Here is a 20289-nt window from a genome sequence, read left to right as displayed (position 1 = left end):
ACAGTGCTACTGTATGCTGTACATTCGGCCCTTACGCCGATCGAGCGGATTAAACTATGAACGTTGTGTGAACGAGTCAGGACGATGCTTTAATCTTCCAAAATGATGAAGGATTGCGTCAACAATCCGCTCGGACGCTCTGCCGTCGCCATATGGGTTAGCCGCTTGGCTCATCCTGCAATAGAGCGCGGTGTCGTTCAGCAGCGCCTTCGCTCTGGCGTATACCTTTTCCTCGTCGGTGCCGACGAGTTCAAGCGTGCCGGCTTCGATACCCTCCGGACGCTCCGTCGTATCGCGAAGCACAAGCGTAGGGAGGCCGAACGATGGCGCCTCTTCTTGCAAGCCGCCAGAATCCGTCATAATCATATAGGCATGAGGGAAGAAGTTATGAATTTCAAATACGTCTAGCGGCTCGATCAACCGGATGCGCGGATGGTCGCCCAAAATTTCGTTGGCAGGCTCCCGCACGGCCGGATTAGGATGTACCGCATAGACGATGACGACGTCTTCGTGCTCATCCGCAATTCGTTTCACCGCGCGGAAAATATTGCGATGCGGCTCGCCAAGCGACTCTCTGCGGTGCGCAGTCATCAAAATCATCCGTTTGCCCTTAGCCCACTCCAGAACGGGATGAGCGAACGACTCGTCCACCGTATACTGGAACACGTCCGTAGCCGTATTGCCCGTAATATAAATGGACTCCTCCGATTTGTTCTCCTTGCGCAAATTGTTAGCCGACCAATTCGTCGGGGCAAAGTGCACGTCGGAAAGCACCCCCGCCAGCTGACGGTTCATTTCTTCCGGGTACGGGGACATTTTGTTCCAAGTGCGAAGACCGGCTTCTACATGTCCAATTTTGATTTGTTTCAAAAATGCGGCATAGCTCGCAAGAAAAGTCGTCTGCGTGTCGCCATGCACAAGCACGATATCCGGCTTTGCTTCCGCAAGCACCGGCTCAAGTCCTTCCAGTACGCGGACCGTCGTCTCCGTAAGCGTCTGGCGGTCCTTCATTACGTTCAAATCGTAATTAGGCTTAATCTCGAAAAAGTCCAGCACCTGATCCAAAATTTGGCGATGCTGAGCAGTTACGCATACAATAGACTGTATTTCGTCTTCGCGCTTCTGCAATTCCAGAACGAGCGGCGCCATCTTGACCGCCTCGGGCCGCGTGCCGAATATCGTCATTACCTTAAGTTTAGACAAAAGATTCCACTCCTACCTCAATAGTTCGCTGAAATGTTAGTTGGTGCCGAACATGCGGTCTCCCGCATCTCCAAGACCCGGTACGATATATCCTTTTTCATTCAGCTTCTCATCCAGCGCAGCGATATAAATCTCGATATCCGGATGCGCTTCCTGAACGGCGGCTACCCCCTCGGGAGCGGCAATCAGGCACATCAGCTTGATTTGATCGCAATTGCGCGCCTTCAAGGAAGAAATCGCGGCAATGGCCGATCCTCCGGTCGCCAGCATCGGATCGATTACGATCAGCAGCCGGTTCGGAGCGTCGGTCGGCAAGTTAATATAATATTCTTTCGGCTGGAGCGTCTCATGATCGCGCATGAGGCCGATATGTCCAACCTTCGCGGAAGGGATCAGCTTCAGGATGCCGTCCACCATGCCAAGTCCCGCCCTGAGAATCGGCACGAGCCCAAGCATCCTTCCCGAAACTATTTTCGCATCCGTCACAGCGACGGGAGTTTCTACCTTAATCGTGTCCAGCGGAATTTCCCGCGTAATCTCGTAAGCCATCAACGTCGCAACTTCATCCACCAGCTCGCGGAAATCTTTCGTATTCGTTTCTTTGTTCCGAATGTACGTCAGTTTGTGCTGAATCAAGGGATGGTCGCAAATAACCAGTTTGCTCATGGAGCGTAATTCCTCCCAAATTTCCTTTTCGAATGCCATGCCTATAGCATGGTCACAATCCCATATATTATAGCACTGTCAATTGAGCGTTGCATCTGCGGCCGGAAAAAAATAATGGCAATTGTAAAAAGCCGCCTCGCCCGGCGATTTTTCCCCTGCTTTTTCGCGGCTTTCTCTGGCTGTTGCTTTGCTTTTTATGGTTTTTTATGGATTTTGCTTAACTGCTGTTTAGCTTTTTAGTTTGGATTTTGCATGGATTTTGATTAGCTCTTGAGCAGTTCTTGCTTGGCTTTTACTTAACCCTTGCTTGGTTCTTGCTTAACTTTGCTTACTCTTAAGCGGCTCTTGCTTAACTTTCACATAGCTTCTGCCCAGCTCATGGCCTAGCTTTCCGCTTGACCCCGCCTCTGGCTAAGCCCGGTAAAATAACATGAAACTATGGCGGCCACCCTGCATACAATAGTCATCGTATACCTGCAATGACCTCCCGCTTGGCAAGGGCGCGCCCTCCGGCTACGGTTATTTGCCCGCCGCACCGCACCTGATAGTTTGCTCACAGCCTTTTGGTGTAAATAAGAGTAAACTGTTATAGGAAAGAGGCCGTTTGACCATGCTGAAAAGATGGAGGGATACCCATGTTCGGAAAATGGTTGCAAAGCAAGCTCTTGTTTGTTGATTTTCCACGCAGGGTTACGGTGCGCGCTGCATCGGGCCGCGAGCTCGTCCGTTTTGCGATTGAGCGGGATAAGCCGATTCCGCCAGCCTCGCATGGCACGATTCGATTGCGCGGAAAGCAGTAAGGTTTTTTTCAGAGAACATTTACAGGTGTGGATTGATTTCATTTCTTGCTTAGATTTTACATTTTATTGTAAAGTTGCAAGGAGGAGGAATCGGATGCGCATGAAAAAACTCGGACAGGCCGTTTTCGGCACCTTGATCGGGAAACTGGTTTTTTGGGCGATCGCCTTAGTCATGCTGCCGGCCATCGTCGAAGAGCTTTATGGCTTAAACGATTTGCTTTCTGCCCCTTTTAAACTGTTGTCAGACTGGCAGGCAGACGGCGCTTTACAAGGCAGAATCAAATTCGCCGTCTTATTTCTACTGTACGTATCTCCCGTCGCCCTAGCAGGTTCCTTCTTCATTTCCCGCAGATCCCCCGCCCCCCAAGGAGCCGAACTCTATCATTCCCGAAACAACTACGAAAAACTGATTGCCGAAGTGAAAGAAACGGTCAAAAACAGACAAGTGCCCAAAGAACTGAAAGCGGACAAGATCGACCGCCTGTTCGACGCCCTGATCGACGATGTGTGCAATTTGTTTCAGGTGCAGCGGACGGATGTCCGGGCAGTTCTGGTCGTCAATACAAGCCGCGGCAGGCACAGGCTGACCGGTTGGCGGTGGGGACGCTCTTGCTCGCCCGATCAGGAGCGGATGGACTCGAAAGCTATCGACAAATTTTTGGAGACAGAAGTTACATACCCGATTTGGCAAGAAGTTAAAAAGCATTTTGACCATACCGATTCCGACACGCTCCTCTTTTTCCGCAACAGCGGCAAGCTGGAGCTGGGCTGCTTAATCGCCATCGCGGGGCCGGTTCAGGTTGAGCCGCATCTTCGCGAATGGGAAGAAATCGTCAAGCCTTTCACCATGCTCGGCCACATAGACAAGCTGGTAAGATTTGTCGTAAACTATAACTAAAGGAGGCTACTAGAGATGTTGAACTTGGTCGAACGGCTCTTCGGAGGCACCTTCAAAAAAATGCCCGTGAAAGTAATTCGCAAGGTGAAGCATTCGAAGAAGCCGGCGCTTACGAAAGCCAAGCACGGAACAGTCATCCTGCGGGGCAAAATAGAGGAAGAAATCAGAGAAGCGAGGTAGCGGCTGTTGTAGAGCCGCCTATGTCGAATCATATTTGCTTAAAGAATAAGCTGTCTCAAATGCAGTGGGTTGCTGCGGAGAGACGGCTTTTTATGTATTCTAGCAAATTGCGTTTAGTCCGGCGGGATAAATGCCGGGAAGAAGTCATCGGAAATAACATTCCCCTCAGCCGCCGCAACTAAATACTCCGATCAGCGCTCATTGGGCGGTTTAGTGGTTTTTGACACAACTAAATACTCTGATCGGCGCTCATTTGGCGGTTTAGTGGTTTTTGACACAACTAAATACTCCGATCGGTGCTCATTTGGCGGTTTAGTGGTTTTTGACACAACTAAATACTCCGATCAGCGCTCATTTGGCGGTTTAGTGGTTTTTGGCACAACTAAATACTCCGATCGGTTCTCATTTGGCGGTTTAGTGGTTTTTGACACAACTAAATACTCCGATTGGCGCTCATTTGGCGGTTTAGTGGTTTTTGACACAACTAATTGCTACTGAGCCCGTTTGCAAGCTGTGCCCAGAACCCTAAGTATCTGAAGGAGCGCCCCCCTGCTCCTTACAAAAAGCGCATTTATCAAGGTTGGTGCAACTTCGAGAAATGCGCTTTTTTGATGGTTTTTTGCACCGACTATTCTTTTTACATCCATGTAAAGGGGTGAGTATAGAAGGGGCTATGGCAAAAGCTTGGAGCGAATACGAGACCGAGCAGGCGATGGGGTATGAGGCCGCACCTTTGTGCGAGGGCTTCTCTTGAACCACTTTTTTCTTGCCGCTACGATAATAAAGGACATGCCAGCCGAGACGAGACAAACCGCCACATAATGCATCAATTTGTTTTCGATAAACAATCCATCCATACGAACCACATCCGCAATTCCATGAACCAAAACGATTGCCGCGGGGTGAAAAATATAAATCCACAGGCTCAGCGGCCTTGCCCAATAAAAGGAACGTGCGTTTAGTCCAAGCGCCAGCCTAAACAAGCAGTAGACCGCTGGCAGCAGCATCAAGTACATACTGTCGTGCCGCGGAAACTCTGCCGCTCTTACAAACATTCCTTCCGCGAACAGCCCCGTCAGACTGAGCGAAAATAAAATAGTCCAGAGAAGCGGTCGACCGCTCGCTTCATAATTTTGCTGTGCCGTTTGCCGCGCCGCCAGCATGCCAAGCGCCACAAAAACCGGCGCAAAAAACAATCCGTTGCGAGTATAGTCAAACCATCCAAACATAGCTTCGTATAGAGCCTTCAGCCCGTCTGAACGGATAGCAAATCCGTAATAACTGTCTCCCAGCAGTCCTACAACATAGAATAAAATCGTTGCAACAAGCGTTGCGGCGAGAGAGAAATATTTTTGCATAAAATAGACGATCCCTGCTCCCATCATCAAAGCTGGAAGGTACCATAAATGATAGAAGGTTCCGTTCCAGACGAGATCGGCGGCGGCAGAAGGGAGCGACCAGTCCAATCCGAAATCTCCCTTATAGAGATTAAGCGGCAAATAAATAATGATCGCAACCGCATATAGAGCCGTCACTTTGTACATATACCGCTGCACCTTCAAGCCGTCCATCCTAGCGTCTCCCGTCAGTTTGCGGAACAGCAAATAACCCGACGCCATGAAAAAAAACGGGACCGCCAGCCTCGCAAAAATCCCGGTAAGCAAGAAATCCGCATAAGGACTTAAAGACAGCAGCGGCCCGGTATGAATCGCAACGACCAAAAAAGCGGCTGCCAGCTTAACGAGATCAAGACTCTCGTAATGCCGCATGCCCCTTACTCCTATAAGCGGTTACGATAAATCCGTCCACATTGTTGCCTGAGACAGTATAGCCATGGCATGAAGGAATGGGGATCGTTACAGCTCCTTGTGCCTCAGCTTTCGCATAGTAAGTTTCATAAACGACATGTTCAGCCTCAAACCGCAGCCTCTCCCCTTCAAAGGAATACCGTTTTACATGGCGGATATACTCCTCAAGGCACATGCCTTCTCTCTCCATCCATTCGGAATGGGGGAAGCCAACATAGCGAAAATGCCAAGGCTCGCAAGCAATTCCGGTAATCGCTTCTTTGCCCTCTTTGTACCGTTGGATAAATCCGTAGGCGGCGGCCAGCTTCTTAATAACGCCGCACTCACCCTCGTCCGGGAAGGAAGGCGCAATAAAATCGAGCTCCCTGGACGCCAGCTCGCCCACGTCGATGGCAAGTCCGGTCTGATGCTCGCTCCTCCCCGGCAGAGCGACGTATTTGGCCGTATACTCCGGCCCGTTTTCCCTCATAGACTGTTCATAAATAGCGGACTGCTCCTCCTCCGTCCGATACCCGCTTACGAGAACGACTTTCTGCAAGGACTCTGATGCTTGAAGCAGCGCGGTCAGGCGCTCCATACAAGTCTCTTCGAGCTCAATATCAGCGTTCCCTAGCGTGCGTGCCCCTTCAATCAAGAGGACGGATCTCAGCTCGTCCAACTCTTGCACTACCGGATAGCTCGCATTGACGAGCAGCAAATGTCCCCTGTGAACATCTTCTCTCTTCAACGACAGTAAAAACGCAGGCCCGCTCCTTTGCTTGCCGTCTTGCGGTGTGCTATCTGTTAGCCCAACGTTTTGTACTCCGTAAAATGACTGCTTGTAAAATGCCTCTCCCATATCTCCTGCCACCTCCTATGCGATATAAACCCGCTCCACCCTGCCGGACAGAGCGGTCGAAATTTCTTGAGGCACCGTTCCGAGCAGTCCGGCAAGCTCCGAAAACGTAATCCGCTCCCCGCCTTGGTCGCCGACCAGCACCACCTCGGTACCGGGCTTATACGGTTCGGGCAGGCGGATCATCAGCTGGTCCATGCAAATTTTGCCCACTACAGGAACTCTGCGTCCGCCTACGAGCATCTCGGTATGGCGCATGCTCTGCGACCATCCGTCCGCATAACCGATTGGAACCGTGCCGATCCACTCCTCCCCTTGCGCCACATAGGAGTTGTCGTAGCCGATACATTCGCCCTTCCGAAGCCGCTTGACCTGAATGAGCGAGCTCCTTAGGCTTAAGGCCGGGAGCAGAGCTGCACCGCTTTCTACCAGCCTCTCCGGATAAAAGCCGAACATGGCCGCGCCAATACGAACCATATCCATCGCAAGTTCGGGAAAGCGGAGCGCTGCCGCGCTGCCGGCGCAATGATAATGGACTGCTTCTATACCCGCTGCTTCGGCCCACTGTTTCATTTCAAGAAACAGATTCAACTGCCGCTGCAAAAAGGCTGTATCTTCTCTCCCCGCCGTAGCAAAATGCGTATAAAAGCCATCAACCTCCACATCCGTTCTGTGGAGCCAAGGCGCAAGCTGGTCCCACTCCTCCTTCGTGCGGAGACCAATGCGCCCAAGGCCCGTGTCCGCTTTCACATGCACCCTAAGCCGGGCACCGAGAGACGAGCCCATATAGCGCTCCGCTTCACGGAACCAGTCGGCGCTTATGACGGTTACCCTCAAATCGGCGTCGACCGCCAGCGGAACTTCCGCCGGGTGAATCGGCGTCAATATTAGAATGGGGAGCGTAATCCCCCTTTCCCTTAACTCAAGCGCTTCATCCAAATAGGCGACCGCCAAAAAATCCGCCCCCGCCCCTTCGGCAGCAGCGGCCGTCTCCGCACCCCCGTGGCCGTATCCATCCGCCTTGACCACAGCCATCAGCTTGACGCCTTGCGGCAAAGCTTTCCTGATCTTCCCCACATTGTCCCGTATCGTCCCAAGACTCACCTCAGCCCTTGTCGCCCGATACGTAGCTCGTTGTATCAAAGCCTCACCTTGCATACACGAGTGCAGCCCTGTCGGCATGGCGCATCCATGCGTAATCGATTAGCTTCTCTACCAGCTCTGCATAAGTCGTGCCGTCGGTCCGTTCCCACATGACGGGGTACATGCTCGTCGCGGTAAAACCGGGGAAAGAATTCACTTCGTTCAAATACAACCCGCCTTCTCCATCCCAAAAAAAGTCGACGCGCGCAAGACCCGAGCAGCACAGAACCTCATAAGCCCGAGCCGCGAGCTCCCTTATTCGCTCCGTAACCTCCTCCGGCAGCACGGCCGGAATAGACATTCTAAGATTGGTGTCCATATATTTGGATTCAAAATCAAAAAAGCGATTGTCGTGAATAAACTCGCCCGGAAGCGATACGACAGACCGTTCGTTACCCATGACCGCCACTTGTATTTCTCGGCCTGCCACTTCCCGTTCCACCACAATTTTGCGGTCGAAGCGGAAAGCTTCTTCTATTCCCGCTGCAAGCTGATCCCGGTTCTCGCATCTGCTTATTCCAATGCTGGAGCCAAGCGACGCAGGCTTGACATAACAAGGGAACCGCAGCTCTGCCTCAGCCCGTCCCAGCCATACTTCACGCTCCTCCAGCCATTCTCCCAACATAAGACTTAAATAAGGGGTCTGAGCGATATCCGCCTGCGCCAGAAGCTGCTTCGACACAGCCTTGTCCAGCGTCAGCGCGGAAGAAAGAACCCCGTTGCCGACATAAGGCACGTCCAGAAGCTCCATAAAGCCCTGTACGGTGCCGTCCTCCCCGTTTGAGCCATGTAGCAAGGGCAAAGCGACCCGCTTGCCCTGCAAGCTGAAATAGCGGAGCATAATGGAGCCTATCGACTCGGCTTCTCCGGCGGCATCGGGCTGCTGAAGCAGCTCTTCTTTCGATTGCGGAGCATGGTTTTGAATGCCCTCGCAGCTCCATATTCCGTTTGGAGTGATATAGATGGGATAAACGTCAAACTTATCGCGGTCAATCGAGCCAAGCACCGTAAAAGCCGTTCTTAACGAAACCTCATGCTCGACCGACTTGCCTCCGTACAATACATACAATTTTGTTTTCATATCAAAAGCCTCCCGACTGTGGCCAATCTCATTACCTGCCTCTAAGAATAGCCGCCATTCGTTAATAGGCTTGTAAGCAAACCATAATTTTCACTTAACAATGTGTGAGGATGTCCTAATCATTTACATAAGAAACTCGTTCAGGCTCATTACAAATATTAAATTACAGCTATTTTCAAGAAGATTAACGTGTAGTCCCAAGGCCCCATTCCTCCAAGCCAAGCGGGTGCTCAAAGGGCCGTTTTCTCCGCCTTTTGAAGCAACTGCCGTCCTCCGCTGTTCATTTTTACAGCCCATCTGCCGTTAATTACTAGAGGAAGAAAAACCCACAGAGGAAAGGAAAGGGATGTAGTGAATTTAAGATCAAGTTGGAGTATATCGTTTAAGGCAGCCCGCAGGTGGCTCGCCGCGTCGCTCGCCATCGCTCTAGTCATGTCCAGTCTGACGGGAGTCGCACATGCAACATCGACAGAAACGGTTACCGGCATCGAGTTCTATTATCAGCCATCGGACTACAACCCCGGTACGTCTTCACTTGAAATGGTTGTAGAGGACGACAAGGTCAACCTTACCGTTTATGCCACGATTTCAGGTCAAGCCAACAAAAAAGACGTCACATCGGAGGCTGTGTGGAAATCGTCCAACAGTGCAATTGTCAAAGTCGAAAAAGGCGTGCTTAGCGGAGTCGGCGGCGGTTCGGCAACCATTAGCGCGACTTATAAAGGATATAGCGCATCTATCAAAGCAACCTCCGAATTTGAGTATGACGAAGTGACCCTTTTGCAAAATGGGGCAACAGCTCCAGCGGAAATCACCGACGTTAAGCTCGGCGATAGTCTTACTTTCTCCTTGGAAGGCAAGAAAGGCAGCTCCACAACCGAAACCATTACGGCAGGAGCGGTATGGACCAGCTCCAATACTTCTGTCGCAACGGTATCGGAAGGCAAATTGACGCTCATAGGAGCAGGCAGCGTCACCATTACGGCCAAGTACAAAGGCAAATCAGACTCCATCAAGCTAACCGTAACGTCGCCGTACAAATCCATCTCTATCGGCCACAACGGGACGGGCGACTTGCTTGAGCTGGAAATGGGAACCGATCCAACAACGCTTAAAGCGACTGTCGAGCCCAAAACAGGCGGCACTCAGATCGTAACCGAAACGGCCAAATGGACAAGCGGCAACACCAAAGTCGTTACAGTCGATAAAGGCGTATTGACGGCGGTAGGCATTGGAAAAACGACGATAACCGTATCCCATCTCGGCGTAACGGATTCCATAACCGTTGTCGTTCGAACGCCATATCAATCGATTAAGCTTTCGCCGGAAAAAGAATACCATATGCAAATCCAAGACGCGCCTCTGCAAATAAAAGCGGAAGTGCAAACAAATACAAACGAAACGAACGACATTACGGCAGTAGGAGAATGGTTCTCCTCCGATGTGTCCGTCGCTACGGTAGACAAAGGCAAAGTTACGCCTAAAGCGGTAGGCACAACCAAAATTTCAGTCACGCACAAAGGAATCAGCCGCAGCATAGATGTAACGGTGTATCCTAGCGTTTTCAAACTTAAAATCGACAAAACCGTCATCGACGGATTCAAAGGAATAAGCGGAGATTTGCCGAAGGTGACCGCTACCCTATTCGACGGCTCGACCATTGACGTGTCCAAGCTTGCGAAGTGGACCGTTGCGGATAGCACAGTGGCGGAAATCGCGGATGGAAAATGGACGGCGAACAAACTGGGACAAACCGTCCTATCAGTGGCTGTACAAGATTTGAAAGCCGAAGCCAAGCTGATCGTGCACACGAAGCCGGTCAAACTGATAGCGGACAACAAGGATATAAGCATCGTCATCGGCAAGCCGACTTCTTTGCCTAAAGTGAGCGTCATCTACGAGGACGGAGAAGAAGCGGATATTTCCGAATCGATAGAATGGAAAACGACTTCGGACAGCATCATTCTTTTGGAAACGACGATGAAAGGGCTGGAGGAAGCAAGCCTCACCCTAACCGGAACTTATTTAACCAAAACGGTTACCGTTAAAATCAAAGTAGAAGAAGAAATCGTCAAGCTCGTAGCCGAACCGACCAAAATCGAGCTCAATCCGGGCCGATCCAAATCGATCAAAGTAACCGGCTACTACAAAAGCGGGAAAAAGGTTTCTGTAGGCTCCAAAATGAACTGGGAAACAAGCAACACAGCTGTAGCGGCTGTTAGCGGAACGGCGTCCGTCAAAGCGATCAATGTTGGCGCGACAAAAGTGTCCGGCGTCTATCAAGGCCATACTGTAGATATCCCTGTTATTGTCACGCCTAAGCTGAAATCGCTGATCGCTTCGACCAAGTCGGTACAGCTGGCCGTTGGAACGACTACCACCCTTTCCATTCAAGCGGATTATTATACGGGCAGCCCCGTTAATGTGACCGCCAGCGCCGTCTGGACTTCCTCCAAAACGAGCGTAGCCAAAGTGGAAGACGGTAAAATTACTGCCGTTGGCAAAGGCTCTGCATCGATCAAAGCTACGTTTGGCGGCAAAAGCGTTACGATTCGGGTAACTGTAAAATAATCGCTTAGACACGCTTGTTGAAAAATAAAAATCCCGTGTATCAAACGGCTATTAAAACCGTTTGATACGCGGGATTTTTTTGACTCGGAGCCTCATATTCACCCTTTATGGGTCAAAAAAAACGAAGCGGACGATAAATCGTCCAGCTTCGTTCTATGGTTTGAATTTAAGCGTAGTGGCAAGCTGCGAAGTGACCTTGGCTGATGTCCACCAGCTTAGGCTCGTCCGTTTTGCACTTCTCTGTCGCAATTGGACAGCGAGTGTGGAACTGGCAGCCTTTCGGCGGGTTGATCGGACTTGGCAAATCGCCTTTCAAGACGATACGCTCGCGCTCCGCCTCTACCTTTGGATCCGGAATCGGAATCGCAGACAGCAATGCGCGCGTATACGGATGACGCGGGTTGGCATACAACTCGCTGCTTTCAGCCATCTCGACAATTTTGCCCAAGTACATAACCGCAACGCGGTCACTGATATGCTTAACCATGGACAGGTCATGAGCGATAAACAGATAAGTCAGACCCATCTTACGCTGCAAATCCTGCATCAGGTTGACGACCTGAGCTTGGATGGATACGTCCAGCGCAGAGATCGGCTCATCGGCGATGATGAACTGAGGATCTACCGCAAGCGCACGAGCAATACCGATACGCTGGCGCTGACCGCCGGAAAACTCATGCGGATAACGAGTCGCATGATCCGCATTCAGGTTAACCAGGTCCAACAGGTTTTCGATCTTTTTCTTGCGCTCGGCTCTGCTGCTTACCAGCTTGTGGATGTCAAGCGCCTCGCCGATGATGTCGGAAACCGTCATCCGCGGGTTCAAAGAAGCGTAAGGATCTTGGAAGATCATTTGCATATTGCGGCGCAAAGCCTTCAGTTCGCCGCCACGAAGCTTGTAAATGTCTTTCCCGTCAAATGTCACGCTGCCCTTTGTCGGCTCGTACAGACGCAAAATCGTGCGTCCTGCAGTCGATTTACCGCAGCCGGACTCGCCTACGACGCCGACTGTTTCGCCGCGCTTGATATCAAACGAGATATCATGCACCGCTTTTAAAATATTTCCTTGGCCCAAGTTGAAAAACTTGCGCAAATCATTCACCTGAACTAATGGGGAACTCATACCGGCACCTCCCGGTTAGCATGAGGATGCAGCATCCAGCAAGCTGCCGCATGGGATTCGCTTCCCTTGATGGCATGCAAGTTTGGATCGTTGTCCACACATACTTTCATAGCCTCGTCGCAACGCGCGCAGAAGCTGCAGCCCGTCGGCGGCTTGATCAAATCCGGCGGAGTGCCCGGGATTGGAATAAGCGGCTCTTCTTTCTTCTGATCAAGGCGCGGCAAGGAACGAAGCAATCCGCGTGTGTAAGGATGCTGCGGATTGGAGAAAATTTCCCACTTCGTACCTGTTTCAACGATACGGCCAGCGTACATAACGATGACCCGGTCGCACACGTCGGCAACGACGCCAAGATCGTGAGTGATCAGAATGATGGACGTGCCCATCTTCTGCTGCAAATCTTTCATTACGCGCATAATTTGCGCCTGAATCGTAACGTCAAGAGCCGTCGTCGGCTCGTCCGCGATCAGCAAGGACGGATTGCAGGCCAGTGCAATCGCGATCATGACGCGCTGGCGCATACCGCCGGAGAACTGATGCGGGTATTGTTTGATCCGAGCCTCTGGATTAGGAATGCCAACTAGGTTAAGCATTTCAATCGCTCTGGCGGTCGCTTGCGATTTGCTTACGTTTTGATGCTTGATCAGACCCTCCATAATTTGGGAGCCTACAGTAAGCGTCGGATTGAGCGATGTCATTGGATCTTGGAATATCATGCCGATTTTGTTGCCGCGAACCGTCTGCATTTCCTTCTCGGACAATGTCAGCAGCTCTTGGCCCTCAAACTTCACGGACCCGTTCTTGATACGGCTTGGCGGCGACGGGTTCAGCCTCATAATGGATTGCGCCGTTACCGATTTACCGGAACCGGATTCGCCTACGATCGCGACAGCCTCACCCTTCTTCACATCGAAGCTAATATCGCGAATCGCTTGCACTTCGCCGGCGTATATGTCGAACGAAACACTTAGGTTTTTGACTTCCAACAAAGTCTTCATTGGCCATGACCTCCTCTCGGTTAAGCAATGTTGTTATTTTTTCAGCTTCGGATCGAATGCATCGCGCAGACCGTCTCCGAATACGTTAAAGGCAAAAATCGTCAAGCTCAGGAATAGAGCCGGGAAGAACAAACGCCATGGGTAGCTGAAAATGCCGCCTACGCCGTCGTCAATCATCGTGCCCCATGAAGCGACAGGCGACTGAACGCCAAGGCCCAGGAAGCTCAGGAACGCCTCTGTAAAGATCGCGCTCGGAATCGTCAGCGTGAGCGTAACCAGGATCGGTCCCATTGCGTTAGGAACCAAGTGACGGAAAATGATGCGCATTGCGCCTGCGCCCAAAGATTTCGACGCCAAGGCGTATTCTTGGTTTTTGAGCTGCATAATTTGGCCGCGGACAATCCACGCCATATTGATCCAGCCCGTAATGGACATCGCCACGATAATAGTGGTCAAACTAGGCTCCATCACGACAAGCAGCAAAATAACGACTAGCAAATGCGGAATGGAGTACAAAATTTCGGAAAAACGGTTCATGACCTCATCGACTTTGCCGCCGAAGTAACCCATGATTCCGCCGTAAATGATACCGATAATAAGGTCGATCAATGCGGCAACGACGCCGACAAACAAGGATACTTGAGCACCCTTCCAAATTCTTTCGAAAATGTCTCGGCCAAGATCGTCCGTGCCGAACCAATGCGTACCGTTAGGAGGCTGGTTCGTATTGGCCAGATTGTTCGTGAAATGATCATACGGCCAAATCAATGGTATAAAGATAGCTGCAATAATCATCGCAACGATCATCCAGAAGCCAGTCATAGCAAGCTTATTGTCAAGAAGCCTTATCTTGATATCCTGCCAAGCTGTCAAGCTCGCGCGGCTAACCGCATCGACGCGAACATCTTCTCTTTTCAGCTTTTCAAACATATCCGGCGTAAGGGAATCGGAACGTTCTTTTTCATTCAGGTTAGACATCTGTTATTTCCCCACCTTTCCGCCAGCGCGCATACGCGGATCAACCAGAACATAAGCAATATCCGCAAAGAAACGGCACACCATAAGAATGATGGCGTAGAAAATGGTAATGCCCATGATTAACGGGTAATCACGATCTATGACACTCGTAACAAAGTGCTTTCCGATACCAGGGATAGCAAAGATTTTCTCAACGACAACGGAACCTGTAATAATACCGGCAGTCAGGTAACCCAGGAATGTTACAACAGGAAGCATTGAATTCCGCAGAGCGTGCTTTGCAACGATAACGTATCCGGAAAGACCTTTGGATTTGGCAGTTTTAATAAAATCAGCGTTCAAAACTTCAATCATGGTCGATCTCAAAAGTCTTGCAATAAAGGCAATCGGCCCAGCAGCCAAAGCAATTGTAGGCAATACGTAATCCATCGGACCGTTCAAGCCGGCCACTTCAAACCAACCTAACTTTGTTGCCAAAAAATATTGCATAACAGGAGCTAACACGATACTCGGTACAGCAAGACCTATGACCGCTATAATCATGGCCAAATTGTCAATAAACTTACGATGATACATCGCTGCCAAAATACCTAAAACGCAGCCTACGACAACCGATGTCACAATCGCGGAAATACCCAGTCTAAGCGACGGTCCGAAAGATTGTTTGATCATCTTGTCAACGGATTGAAACTTTTTCTTCATGGAAATGCCCATGTCGCCCTTAAGCAGGTTTTGCAGGTACTTTCCGTACTGCACGTACAACGGCTTGTCCAGTCCGTAATACGCTTCCAAATTTTTCTGAACGGCCTCGCTTGTCGCTTTCTCCGATTGCAGCGGGCTGCCCGGGATAGCGTTCATTAGCAAGAACGTTGCCGTAACAAGCAAAAACAAAGAAATAACCATAAAAACAAACTTGCCTGTAATATAACGGAGCACACGATCACCCACTCTCTCACAATCTTTATTTGCATTTCAAAAGGGTATATATAGAGTGACTATATATACCCTTTTGGAAAAGTTACTCTAAGTTAGTCATTTAACAAGGTTAGGTGACCTATTTCTTGCTGCCGTTTACCCAGTCAAGGTGACCAGCGTAATCGGAGAATACGCCTTCGAAGCCAGGTTTAATCATCGTTACCGTCGTGTAGTAGTAAGTTGGCAATACAGCCATATCTTCGGAGATAGCGATTTTTTCTGCTTCAGCAAGTTGTTTCATTGTTTCTTCGGAAGAAGAAGCTACCAGAGAGTTGTCAAGAATTTCTGCAACTTTAGGGTTGTTGTACTTGCCGTCGTTGTTGCCGGATTTCGGGTGGATCAAGTCGTACGTGAAGTTGATTGGGTGGTTGATATCAGCGCCCCAGCCGGAACGTGCGATATCAAATTGACCCGCTTTTCTGGATTCCAGGAATGTACCCCACTCTTGGTTAGCCAGTTTTACTTCTACGCCAAGCGTTTTACGCCACATGTCAACTACAGCTTCAGCCAATTTTTTGTGGCCTTCGGAAGTGTTGTAAAGAAGCGTTACTTCAGGGAATGCTTTCAAGCCGCTTTCAGCCAAACCTTCAGCAAGAAGTTTTTTCGCCTCTTCAGCGTTTTCTTGGAAGAAGTTGTCTGGGTAAACTTCACGGAACGTTTTGCCTTCAGGACCGGTGATGCTTGGCGGTACAAGACCGTATGCCGGTTGTTGGTTTGCTTGTGCAACGTTGTCAATCAGGGATTGACGGTCCATTGCCATTGCGAACGCTTTACGCACTTTTACGTTGTTGAAAGGTGCTTTTGTTGTGTTGAACAGGTAGTAGTAAGTCGAAGCAACGGATGTTACTTCAGCTTTCTTCTCTTCGATCAACTTTTTAGTTTGGTCAGTCGGTACGGAACCGGCTTGAGCACCGATCCAGTCGATCTTGCCTGTTTCGAACATTTGGTAAACCGTATTTTCGTCTTCAACAAGGGAAATCGTTACTTTGTCGAAGTTGATGGAATCTTTGTTGTAGTAGTCTGGGTTCTTTTCAAGAATCAGCTTGTCGGAATGTGCCCACTCTTTCAGAAGGAAAGGACCGTTGGATACAATCGTAGCTGCTTCTGCTGCCCAGTCAGCCGCTTTTTCTACAGTAGCCTGGTGAACAGGCAAGTACGTGTAGTGGGAAAGAAGAGCTGGGAAGTAAGGAGCCGCAGTGTACAGCTTAACTTCAAGCGTCGTAGCGTCAACAGCTTTAACGCCTACTTGGTCAGCTGTAGCTTCGCCGGCGTTGTACTTCTCGCCGTTCTCAATGTAGAACAACATGTATGCATATTCGGAAGCTGTTTCAGGGTTCAAGCTGCGTTTCCAAGCAAACTCGAAATCATTTGCAGTAACGGGATCTCCGTTGCTCCACTTCACGTCGTCGCGAAGTTTGATTGTGTAAGTTTTGCCGTCTTCGGAAGCTGTAATTTCTTTTGCAATTGCGTTTTCTGGCTCGCCTTTAGTGTTCAGACGAGTAAGACCTTCATACAAGCCTGCAGCTACGATGCTGGACTGAGCGTCCGTCATCAATGCAGGGTCCAAGCTTGGCGGTTCACTTGCTAGCGTAAAACGGAACTCTTGAGGTGCTTTTGTCTCTCCACCACTGTTTGCGCCGCCGTTTTCCGCCGGTTTGTTGCTGTTGCCTGTGCAGGCAGCCAGCAGCATGCTGAAAGCAATTACAAGGACAAGCATAAAGTGCACTGGCTTTTTGAAATTTCCTTTCACCAACATCAACTCCCACTTTCTATATAATTTTGTTAAAACCTACAGTCAAGAGGTAAAACTAATAAAAAATCGGGATGTAACTAAAATTAACATGAAATATATATTTATTCGACGATAAACAATATACATCTTCATTTGACAAATTGTCAACAGGAGGATGACCTCAAATGTTTCCATCCGACGATTTTACTATCTCCTATTCCACAAATTTTATGAGTCATTTTCCTATTCCAGTGGCAGTCTGTACTCTTTACTGCATTAATACATATATGCATTAACACATAGTTGTGGTAACACTATTAAGCATTAATGCGCTTTTGTATTAATGCTTAGTTGCATTATCACAATTTAGCATTAATGCATACTCGCATTAATTCGACAGGTTTGCTTAAAATAATGGCTTCCCTCCGCTCCTAAGCGACTATCCGAAAACCGATTTTTTACGCGAATCTGCACTTTTCTTGTCGTTTATTGTCCTAATTTCGGTTACATAAAAGTAATATTATTCCACAATTATATAATAATATATTTATGAAATAAAAAAACACCGCTTCGGCCAATTCGGCCAAAACGGTGCTGTTACCGTGCTGTTTAACAATAAATAAATTAGTAAGTCATTGTAGGATACAGAGGGAATTTAGCTGTCAGATCGCTTACCATACCTTTGGCTTGCTCCAGAACGGAAGAATCCTCCGGATTTTTGAGCACAAGCGCGATCACTTCAGCAATCACTTTCATCGCTTCTTCGTTCATGCCGCGAGCTGTTGCCGCAGGCGTACCCAAACGGATGCCGCTCGTTACAAACGGACTGGTCGGGTCAAACGGGATTGCGTTTTTGTTGACGGTAATGCCTACGCTGTCAAGCACATGCTCCGCCGTTTTGCCTGTAATGTTCAGGTTGCGCGTATCGATCAGCATCAAATGATTGTCCGTACCGCCGGAAACGATATTGATTCCTTTGGCCAGCAATTCTTCGGACAATACTTTAGCGTTGCTGACCACTTTTTGCGCGTACACTTTAAAGGAAGGATCAAGCGCCTCGCCAAATGCAACCGCTTTGGCCGCAATAATGTGCATAAGCGGACCGCCTTGAGTTCCAGGGAATACGGCTTTGTCGATCGCCTGCGCCCATGCTTTTCTGCAAAGAATCATGCCGCCGCGAGGTCCGCGAAGCGTTTTATGTGTAGTCGTCGTGACAAAATGAGCATGCGGCACTGGGTTTGGATGCAAACCGGCAGCAACAAGACCGGCGATATGCGCCATATCGACGAAGAACAAAGCTCCCACTTCATTTGCGATTTGGCCCAGCTTTTCAAAATCGATAATGCGCGGATAAGCGCTCGCTCCCGCAACGATCATGCGTGGACGATGCTTGAACGCAAGCTTGCGAACTTCTTCATAGTCGATTGTAAAAGAATCCTCTTGCACGCCATACGCCACAAAGTTGTACAGCAAGCCGGATGCGTTGACCGGGCTGCCGTGCGTCAAGTGGCCGCCATGCGCGAGGTTCATGCCAAGGACGGTATCTCCCGGCTTAAGAGCCGCCAAATAAACGGCCATGTTCGCCTGTGCGCCGGAATGCGGCTGAACGTTCGCATGCTCCGCGCCAAACAGCTCTTTCGCACGGTCGCGCGCGATGTCTTCCACGATGTCGACATGCTCGCAGCCGCCATAGTAGCGTTTGCTTGGATATCCTTCGGCATATTTGTTCGTCAATACCGAACCCATTGCTTCCAATACAGCTTCGCTTACGATATTTTCCGATGCGATCAATTCAATATTGTCGCGTTGGCGCTGAAGCTCAAGGCCTAAAGCTTTTAGTACATCCGGATCTTGCTTGCGTAGGTTTTCCACTTTAAATTCCTCCTTAGAATAATGGCTTTGTATATTAGCGTCTGAACCGCCTCATTTTCCAATTTCGGCAAGCTCGTAAACGCGCAATCACTTTATTCGCAAAGGTGTGCGGACTGATTCAAATCGAGACGAAACTCTTCGCGGTAAACGGCTCTTTCTCCGCCAATCAGCTTAGGTCTTGTGACGGCCATCGTCACATGCGCGCTGCCAATCGTCTTGATCGAAGGCCGAACCGGTACGGCTACCCGCTTCAAATGCATTCCGATAAACGTATCTCCGATATCGATTCCGGCATGCGCCTCTATTTTCTCCACCAGACAGGGCCGCTCCAGCTTGGCATAGGCATAAGCCGCCATAGAGCCTCCGGCTTTCGGTACGGGGACTGCTTGAACGAATTCCAGGTTATATCGGAGGGCTGTCGCCTCGTCCATCACAAGCGCCCGGTTCAAATGCTCGCAGCATTGGAACACCGGAACAAACGGAATTTGCCTCTGCACCGCCTCAATTCCCGCATAGATAGCGGCTGCTGCTTCAAGCGCGCCAGCCGTGCCGATACGTTGCCCAAGCACCTCGCTAGTGCTGGCGCCAACGACCAGAAGCTGGTCCCCGCCAAGCTTGCCCGCCAAAACTAACTCATGCAAAACCGTCTCAACCTGAACGGCAACATGCTTGAGCGCCTCAAAATGCTCTAAACTCATTTCTGCTCCTCCTTCTCTTAAATAAACCGGAGAGTTAGGGACGGGAGGAAAATTGTTTTTCGAGCTGCATCACTTTATTGACGCGCCCGACATGGCGTTCTGCCTCCGAAAACGGAGTCTCCAGCCAAATTTTAACGATTTCTGCGGCAACTCCAGGTCCGATGACTCTCTCGCCCATAGCCAGCACGTTTGTATCGTTATGCTCTCTTGTCGCTTTGGCCGAAAACATATCCTGAACCAAAGCACAGCGGATGCCCGGATACTTGTTTGCAGCGATGGACATGCCGATGCCCGTACCGCAAATCAGAATGCCCCGATCCACCTCGCCGCTTGCTACTTTCTCGCATACTGGCAGAGCATAGTCGGGATAATCGACGGACTGCTCGCAGCTACAACCCACATCAACAATTTCATGACCCAACGATTTCATAATAGGTACAAGTTCATCCTTCAAACGATAGCCGCCGTGATCGGCGCCAATGGCAATCTTCAACATGAACACCCGCTTCCATAGCTTGTAGTAAAAAGTCCTTCGCCAGCGGCAAACAACCCTATGGTGCTAGTATACCTTTTTCCTCGAAAAAAGACGAAAAAAAGAGCAAGACATGCTTCTTTAAGCATGTTGCTCTTTGCCCAGGCGACCGGCCGTATGTTCCGATGCTCCACCGTGGTTATCCCACTTCCGTCGCCAGTTACATCGGAAACCTCATATGTCTTCTTCATAATAG

18 protein-coding genes and 1 riboswitch are annotated in these 20289 nt (G+C 49.8%); of the genes, 4 read left to right on the top strand and 14 right to left on the bottom strand.

From position 1 onward, the window contains the following. Positions 1–54 precede the first annotated feature (54 nt). Both wecB and upp read right to left on the bottom strand, forming a co-directional pair. A complete protein-coding gene (wecB, locus tag ACFQZE_RS21525) occupies positions 55–1203 on the bottom strand; it encodes a non-hydrolyzing UDP-N-acetylglucosamine 2-epimerase (protein WP_379360935.1) in 1149 nt (382 codons plus the stop codon). 36 nt (positions 1204–1239) lie between these two features. Further along, positions 1240–1869, bottom strand: a complete 630-nt coding sequence (gene upp / locus ACFQZE_RS21520; protein ID WP_379360933.1) for a uracil phosphoribosyltransferase — start codon at positions 1867–1869, stop codon at positions 1240–1242. A gap of 635 nt (positions 1870–2504) precedes the next feature. Between upp and ACFQZE_RS21515 the strand changes: the two genes are divergently transcribed. The 3 genes from ACFQZE_RS21515 to ACFQZE_RS21505 all read left to right on the top strand — a co-directional run bounded on the left by ACFQZE_RS21515 (position 2505) and on the right by ACFQZE_RS21505 (position 3747). Continuing rightward, on the top strand, positions 2505–2669 hold the full coding sequence (locus ACFQZE_RS21515) for a hypothetical protein (protein WP_379360931.1): 165 nt from the start codon (positions 2505–2507) through the stop codon (positions 2667–2669). 94 nt (positions 2670–2763) lie between these two features. After that, positions 2764–3567 (top strand): hypothetical protein, encoded by an 804-nt coding sequence (locus tag ACFQZE_RS21510; protein ID WP_379360929.1) that lies wholly within the window; start codon positions 2764–2766, stop codon positions 3565–3567. A gap of 15 nt (positions 3568–3582) precedes the next feature. After that, positions 3583–3747 (top strand): hypothetical protein, encoded by a 165-nt coding sequence (locus tag ACFQZE_RS21505; protein WP_379360927.1) that lies wholly within the window; start codon positions 3583–3585, stop codon positions 3745–3747. A 671-nt stretch (positions 3748–4418) separates the two neighbouring features. Here the strand turns inward: ACFQZE_RS21505 and ACFQZE_RS21500 are convergent. Genes ACFQZE_RS21500 through ACFQZE_RS21485 form a run of 4 tightly spaced genes read right to left on the bottom strand, consistent with a single transcriptional unit; the run spans position 4419 to position 8614 of the window. After that, positions 4419–5516, bottom strand: a complete 1098-nt coding sequence (locus tag ACFQZE_RS21500; protein ID WP_379360925.1) for an acyltransferase family protein — start codon at positions 5514–5516, stop codon at positions 4419–4421. After that, the gene (locus ACFQZE_RS21495; RefSeq protein ID WP_379360923.1) at positions 5494–6393 is read right to left on the bottom strand and encodes a D-alanyl-D-alanine carboxypeptidase family protein; all 900 of its coding nucleotides are present in this window, start codon (positions 6391–6393) and stop codon (positions 5494–5496) included. The genes ACFQZE_RS21500 and ACFQZE_RS21495 overlap by 23 nt, the downstream gene beginning before the upstream one ends. Positions 6394–6408: 15 nt before the next feature. Further along, entirely contained in the window at positions 6409–7533 is a 1125-nt protein-coding gene (gene alr / locus ACFQZE_RS21490) for an alanine racemase (RefSeq protein ID WP_379360921.1), read from the bottom strand. 4 nt (positions 7534–7537) lie between these two features. Next, positions 7538–8614, bottom strand: a complete 1077-nt coding sequence (locus ACFQZE_RS21485) for a D-alanine--D-alanine ligase family protein (protein WP_379360919.1) — start codon at positions 8612–8614, stop codon at positions 7538–7540. A gap of 351 nt (positions 8615–8965) precedes the next feature. On the opposite strand from ACFQZE_RS21485, the gene ACFQZE_RS21480 reads away from it, so the two are divergent. Next, positions 8966–11185: an Ig-like domain-containing protein gene (locus ACFQZE_RS21480; protein WP_379360917.1), complete on the top strand. Its 2220-nt coding sequence runs from the start codon at positions 8966–8968 to the stop codon at positions 11183–11185. 166 nt (positions 11186–11351) lie between these two features. On the opposite strand, the gene ACFQZE_RS21475 is transcribed toward ACFQZE_RS21480, so the two are convergent. From ACFQZE_RS21475 to rpiB, 8 genes are all read right to left on the bottom strand, one after another. Further along, a complete protein-coding gene (locus tag ACFQZE_RS21475; RefSeq protein ID WP_379360915.1) occupies positions 11352–12308 on the bottom strand; it encodes an ABC transporter ATP-binding protein in 957 nt (318 codons plus the stop codon). After that, positions 12305–13306 (bottom strand): ABC transporter ATP-binding protein, encoded by a 1002-nt coding sequence (locus tag ACFQZE_RS21470; RefSeq protein ID WP_379360913.1) that lies wholly within the window; start codon positions 13304–13306, stop codon positions 12305–12307. The genes ACFQZE_RS21475 and ACFQZE_RS21470 overlap by 4 nt, the downstream gene beginning before the upstream one ends. A gap of 33 nt (positions 13307–13339) precedes the next feature. After that, positions 13340–14284: an ABC transporter permease gene (locus ACFQZE_RS21465; RefSeq protein ID WP_379360911.1), complete on the bottom strand. Its 945-nt coding sequence runs from the start codon at positions 14282–14284 to the stop codon at positions 13340–13342. A gap of 3 nt (positions 14285–14287) precedes the next feature. Further along, positions 14288–15220 (bottom strand): ABC transporter permease, encoded by a 933-nt coding sequence (locus tag ACFQZE_RS21460; protein WP_379360909.1) that lies wholly within the window; start codon positions 15218–15220, stop codon positions 14288–14290. A gap of 118 nt (positions 15221–15338) precedes the next feature. Next, entirely contained in the window at positions 15339–17009 is a 1671-nt protein-coding gene (locus ACFQZE_RS21455) for a peptide ABC transporter substrate-binding protein (RefSeq protein WP_379360907.1), read from the bottom strand. A 606-nt stretch (positions 17010–17615) separates the two neighbouring features. Continuing rightward, positions 17616–18863: a serine hydroxymethyltransferase gene (locus ACFQZE_RS21450; RefSeq protein ID WP_379360905.1), complete on the bottom strand. Its 1248-nt coding sequence runs from the start codon at positions 18861–18863 to the stop codon at positions 17616–17618. Positions 18864–18955: 92 nt separating this feature from the next. Next, a complete protein-coding gene (locus tag ACFQZE_RS21445) occupies positions 18956–19561 on the bottom strand; it encodes a TIGR01440 family protein (RefSeq protein ID WP_379360903.1) in 606 nt (201 codons plus the stop codon). A 34-nt stretch (positions 19562–19595) separates the two neighbouring features. Beyond that, positions 19596–20054 (bottom strand): ribose 5-phosphate isomerase B, encoded by a 459-nt coding sequence (gene rpiB, locus ACFQZE_RS21440; protein ID WP_379361148.1) that lies wholly within the window; start codon positions 20052–20054, stop codon positions 19596–19598. Positions 20055–20185: 131 nt separating this feature from the next. Continuing rightward, positions 20186–20267: riboswitch (ZMP/ZTP riboswitch) on the bottom strand. Positions 20268–20289 lie beyond the last annotated feature (22 nt).

The organism is Paenibacillus sp. GCM10027627 (assembly GCF_042675505.1).
Lineage (GTDB): Bacteria > Bacillota > Bacilli > Paenibacillales > Paenibacillaceae > Pristimantibacillus.
Note: the sequence above shows the minus strand (reverse complement) of the source record. Positions and strands in the feature narration are given on the sequence as shown.

Excerpts from the sequence above, each read along its gene's own strand:
- upp (WP_379360933.1), bottom strand. The coding sequence starts at position 1,869 with ATGAGCAAACTGGTTATTTGCGACCATCCCTTGATTCAGCACAAACTG.
- ACFQZE_RS21515 (WP_379360931.1), top strand. The coding sequence starts at position 2,505 with ATGTTCGGAAAATGGTTGCAAAGCAAGCTCTTGTTTGTTGATTTTCCA.
- ACFQZE_RS21510 (WP_379360929.1), top strand. The coding sequence starts at position 2,764 with ATGCGCATGAAAAAACTCGGACAGGCCGTTTTCGGCACCTTGATCGGG.
- ACFQZE_RS21505 (WP_379360927.1), top strand. The coding sequence starts at position 3,583 with ATGTTGAACTTGGTCGAACGGCTCTTCGGAGGCACCTTCAAAAAAATG.
- ACFQZE_RS21500 (WP_379360925.1), bottom strand. The coding sequence starts at position 5,516 with ATGCGGCATTACGAGAGTCTTGATCTCGTTAAGCTGGCAGCCGCTTTT.
- ACFQZE_RS21495 (WP_379360923.1), bottom strand. The coding sequence starts at position 6,393 with ATGGGAGAGGCATTTTACAAGCAGTCATTTTACGGAGTACAAAACGTT.
- ACFQZE_RS21485 (WP_379360919.1), bottom strand. The coding sequence starts at position 8,614 with ATGAAAACAAAATTGTATGTATTGTACGGAGGCAAGTCGGTCGAGCAT.
- ACFQZE_RS21475 (WP_379360915.1), bottom strand. The coding sequence starts at position 12,308 with ATGAGTTCCCCATTAGTTCAGGTGAATGATTTGCGCAAGTTTTTCAAC.
- ACFQZE_RS21470 (WP_379360913.1), bottom strand. The coding sequence starts at position 13,306 with ATGAAGACTTTGTTGGAAGTCAAAAACCTAAGTGTTTCGTTCGACATA.
- ACFQZE_RS21465 (WP_379360911.1), bottom strand. The coding sequence starts at position 14,284 with ATGTCTAACCTGAATGAAAAAGAACGTTCCGATTCCCTTACGCCGGAT.
- ACFQZE_RS21445 (WP_379360903.1), bottom strand. The coding sequence starts at position 19,561 with ATGAGTTTAGAGCATTTTGAGGCGCTCAAGCATGTTGCCGTTCAGGTT.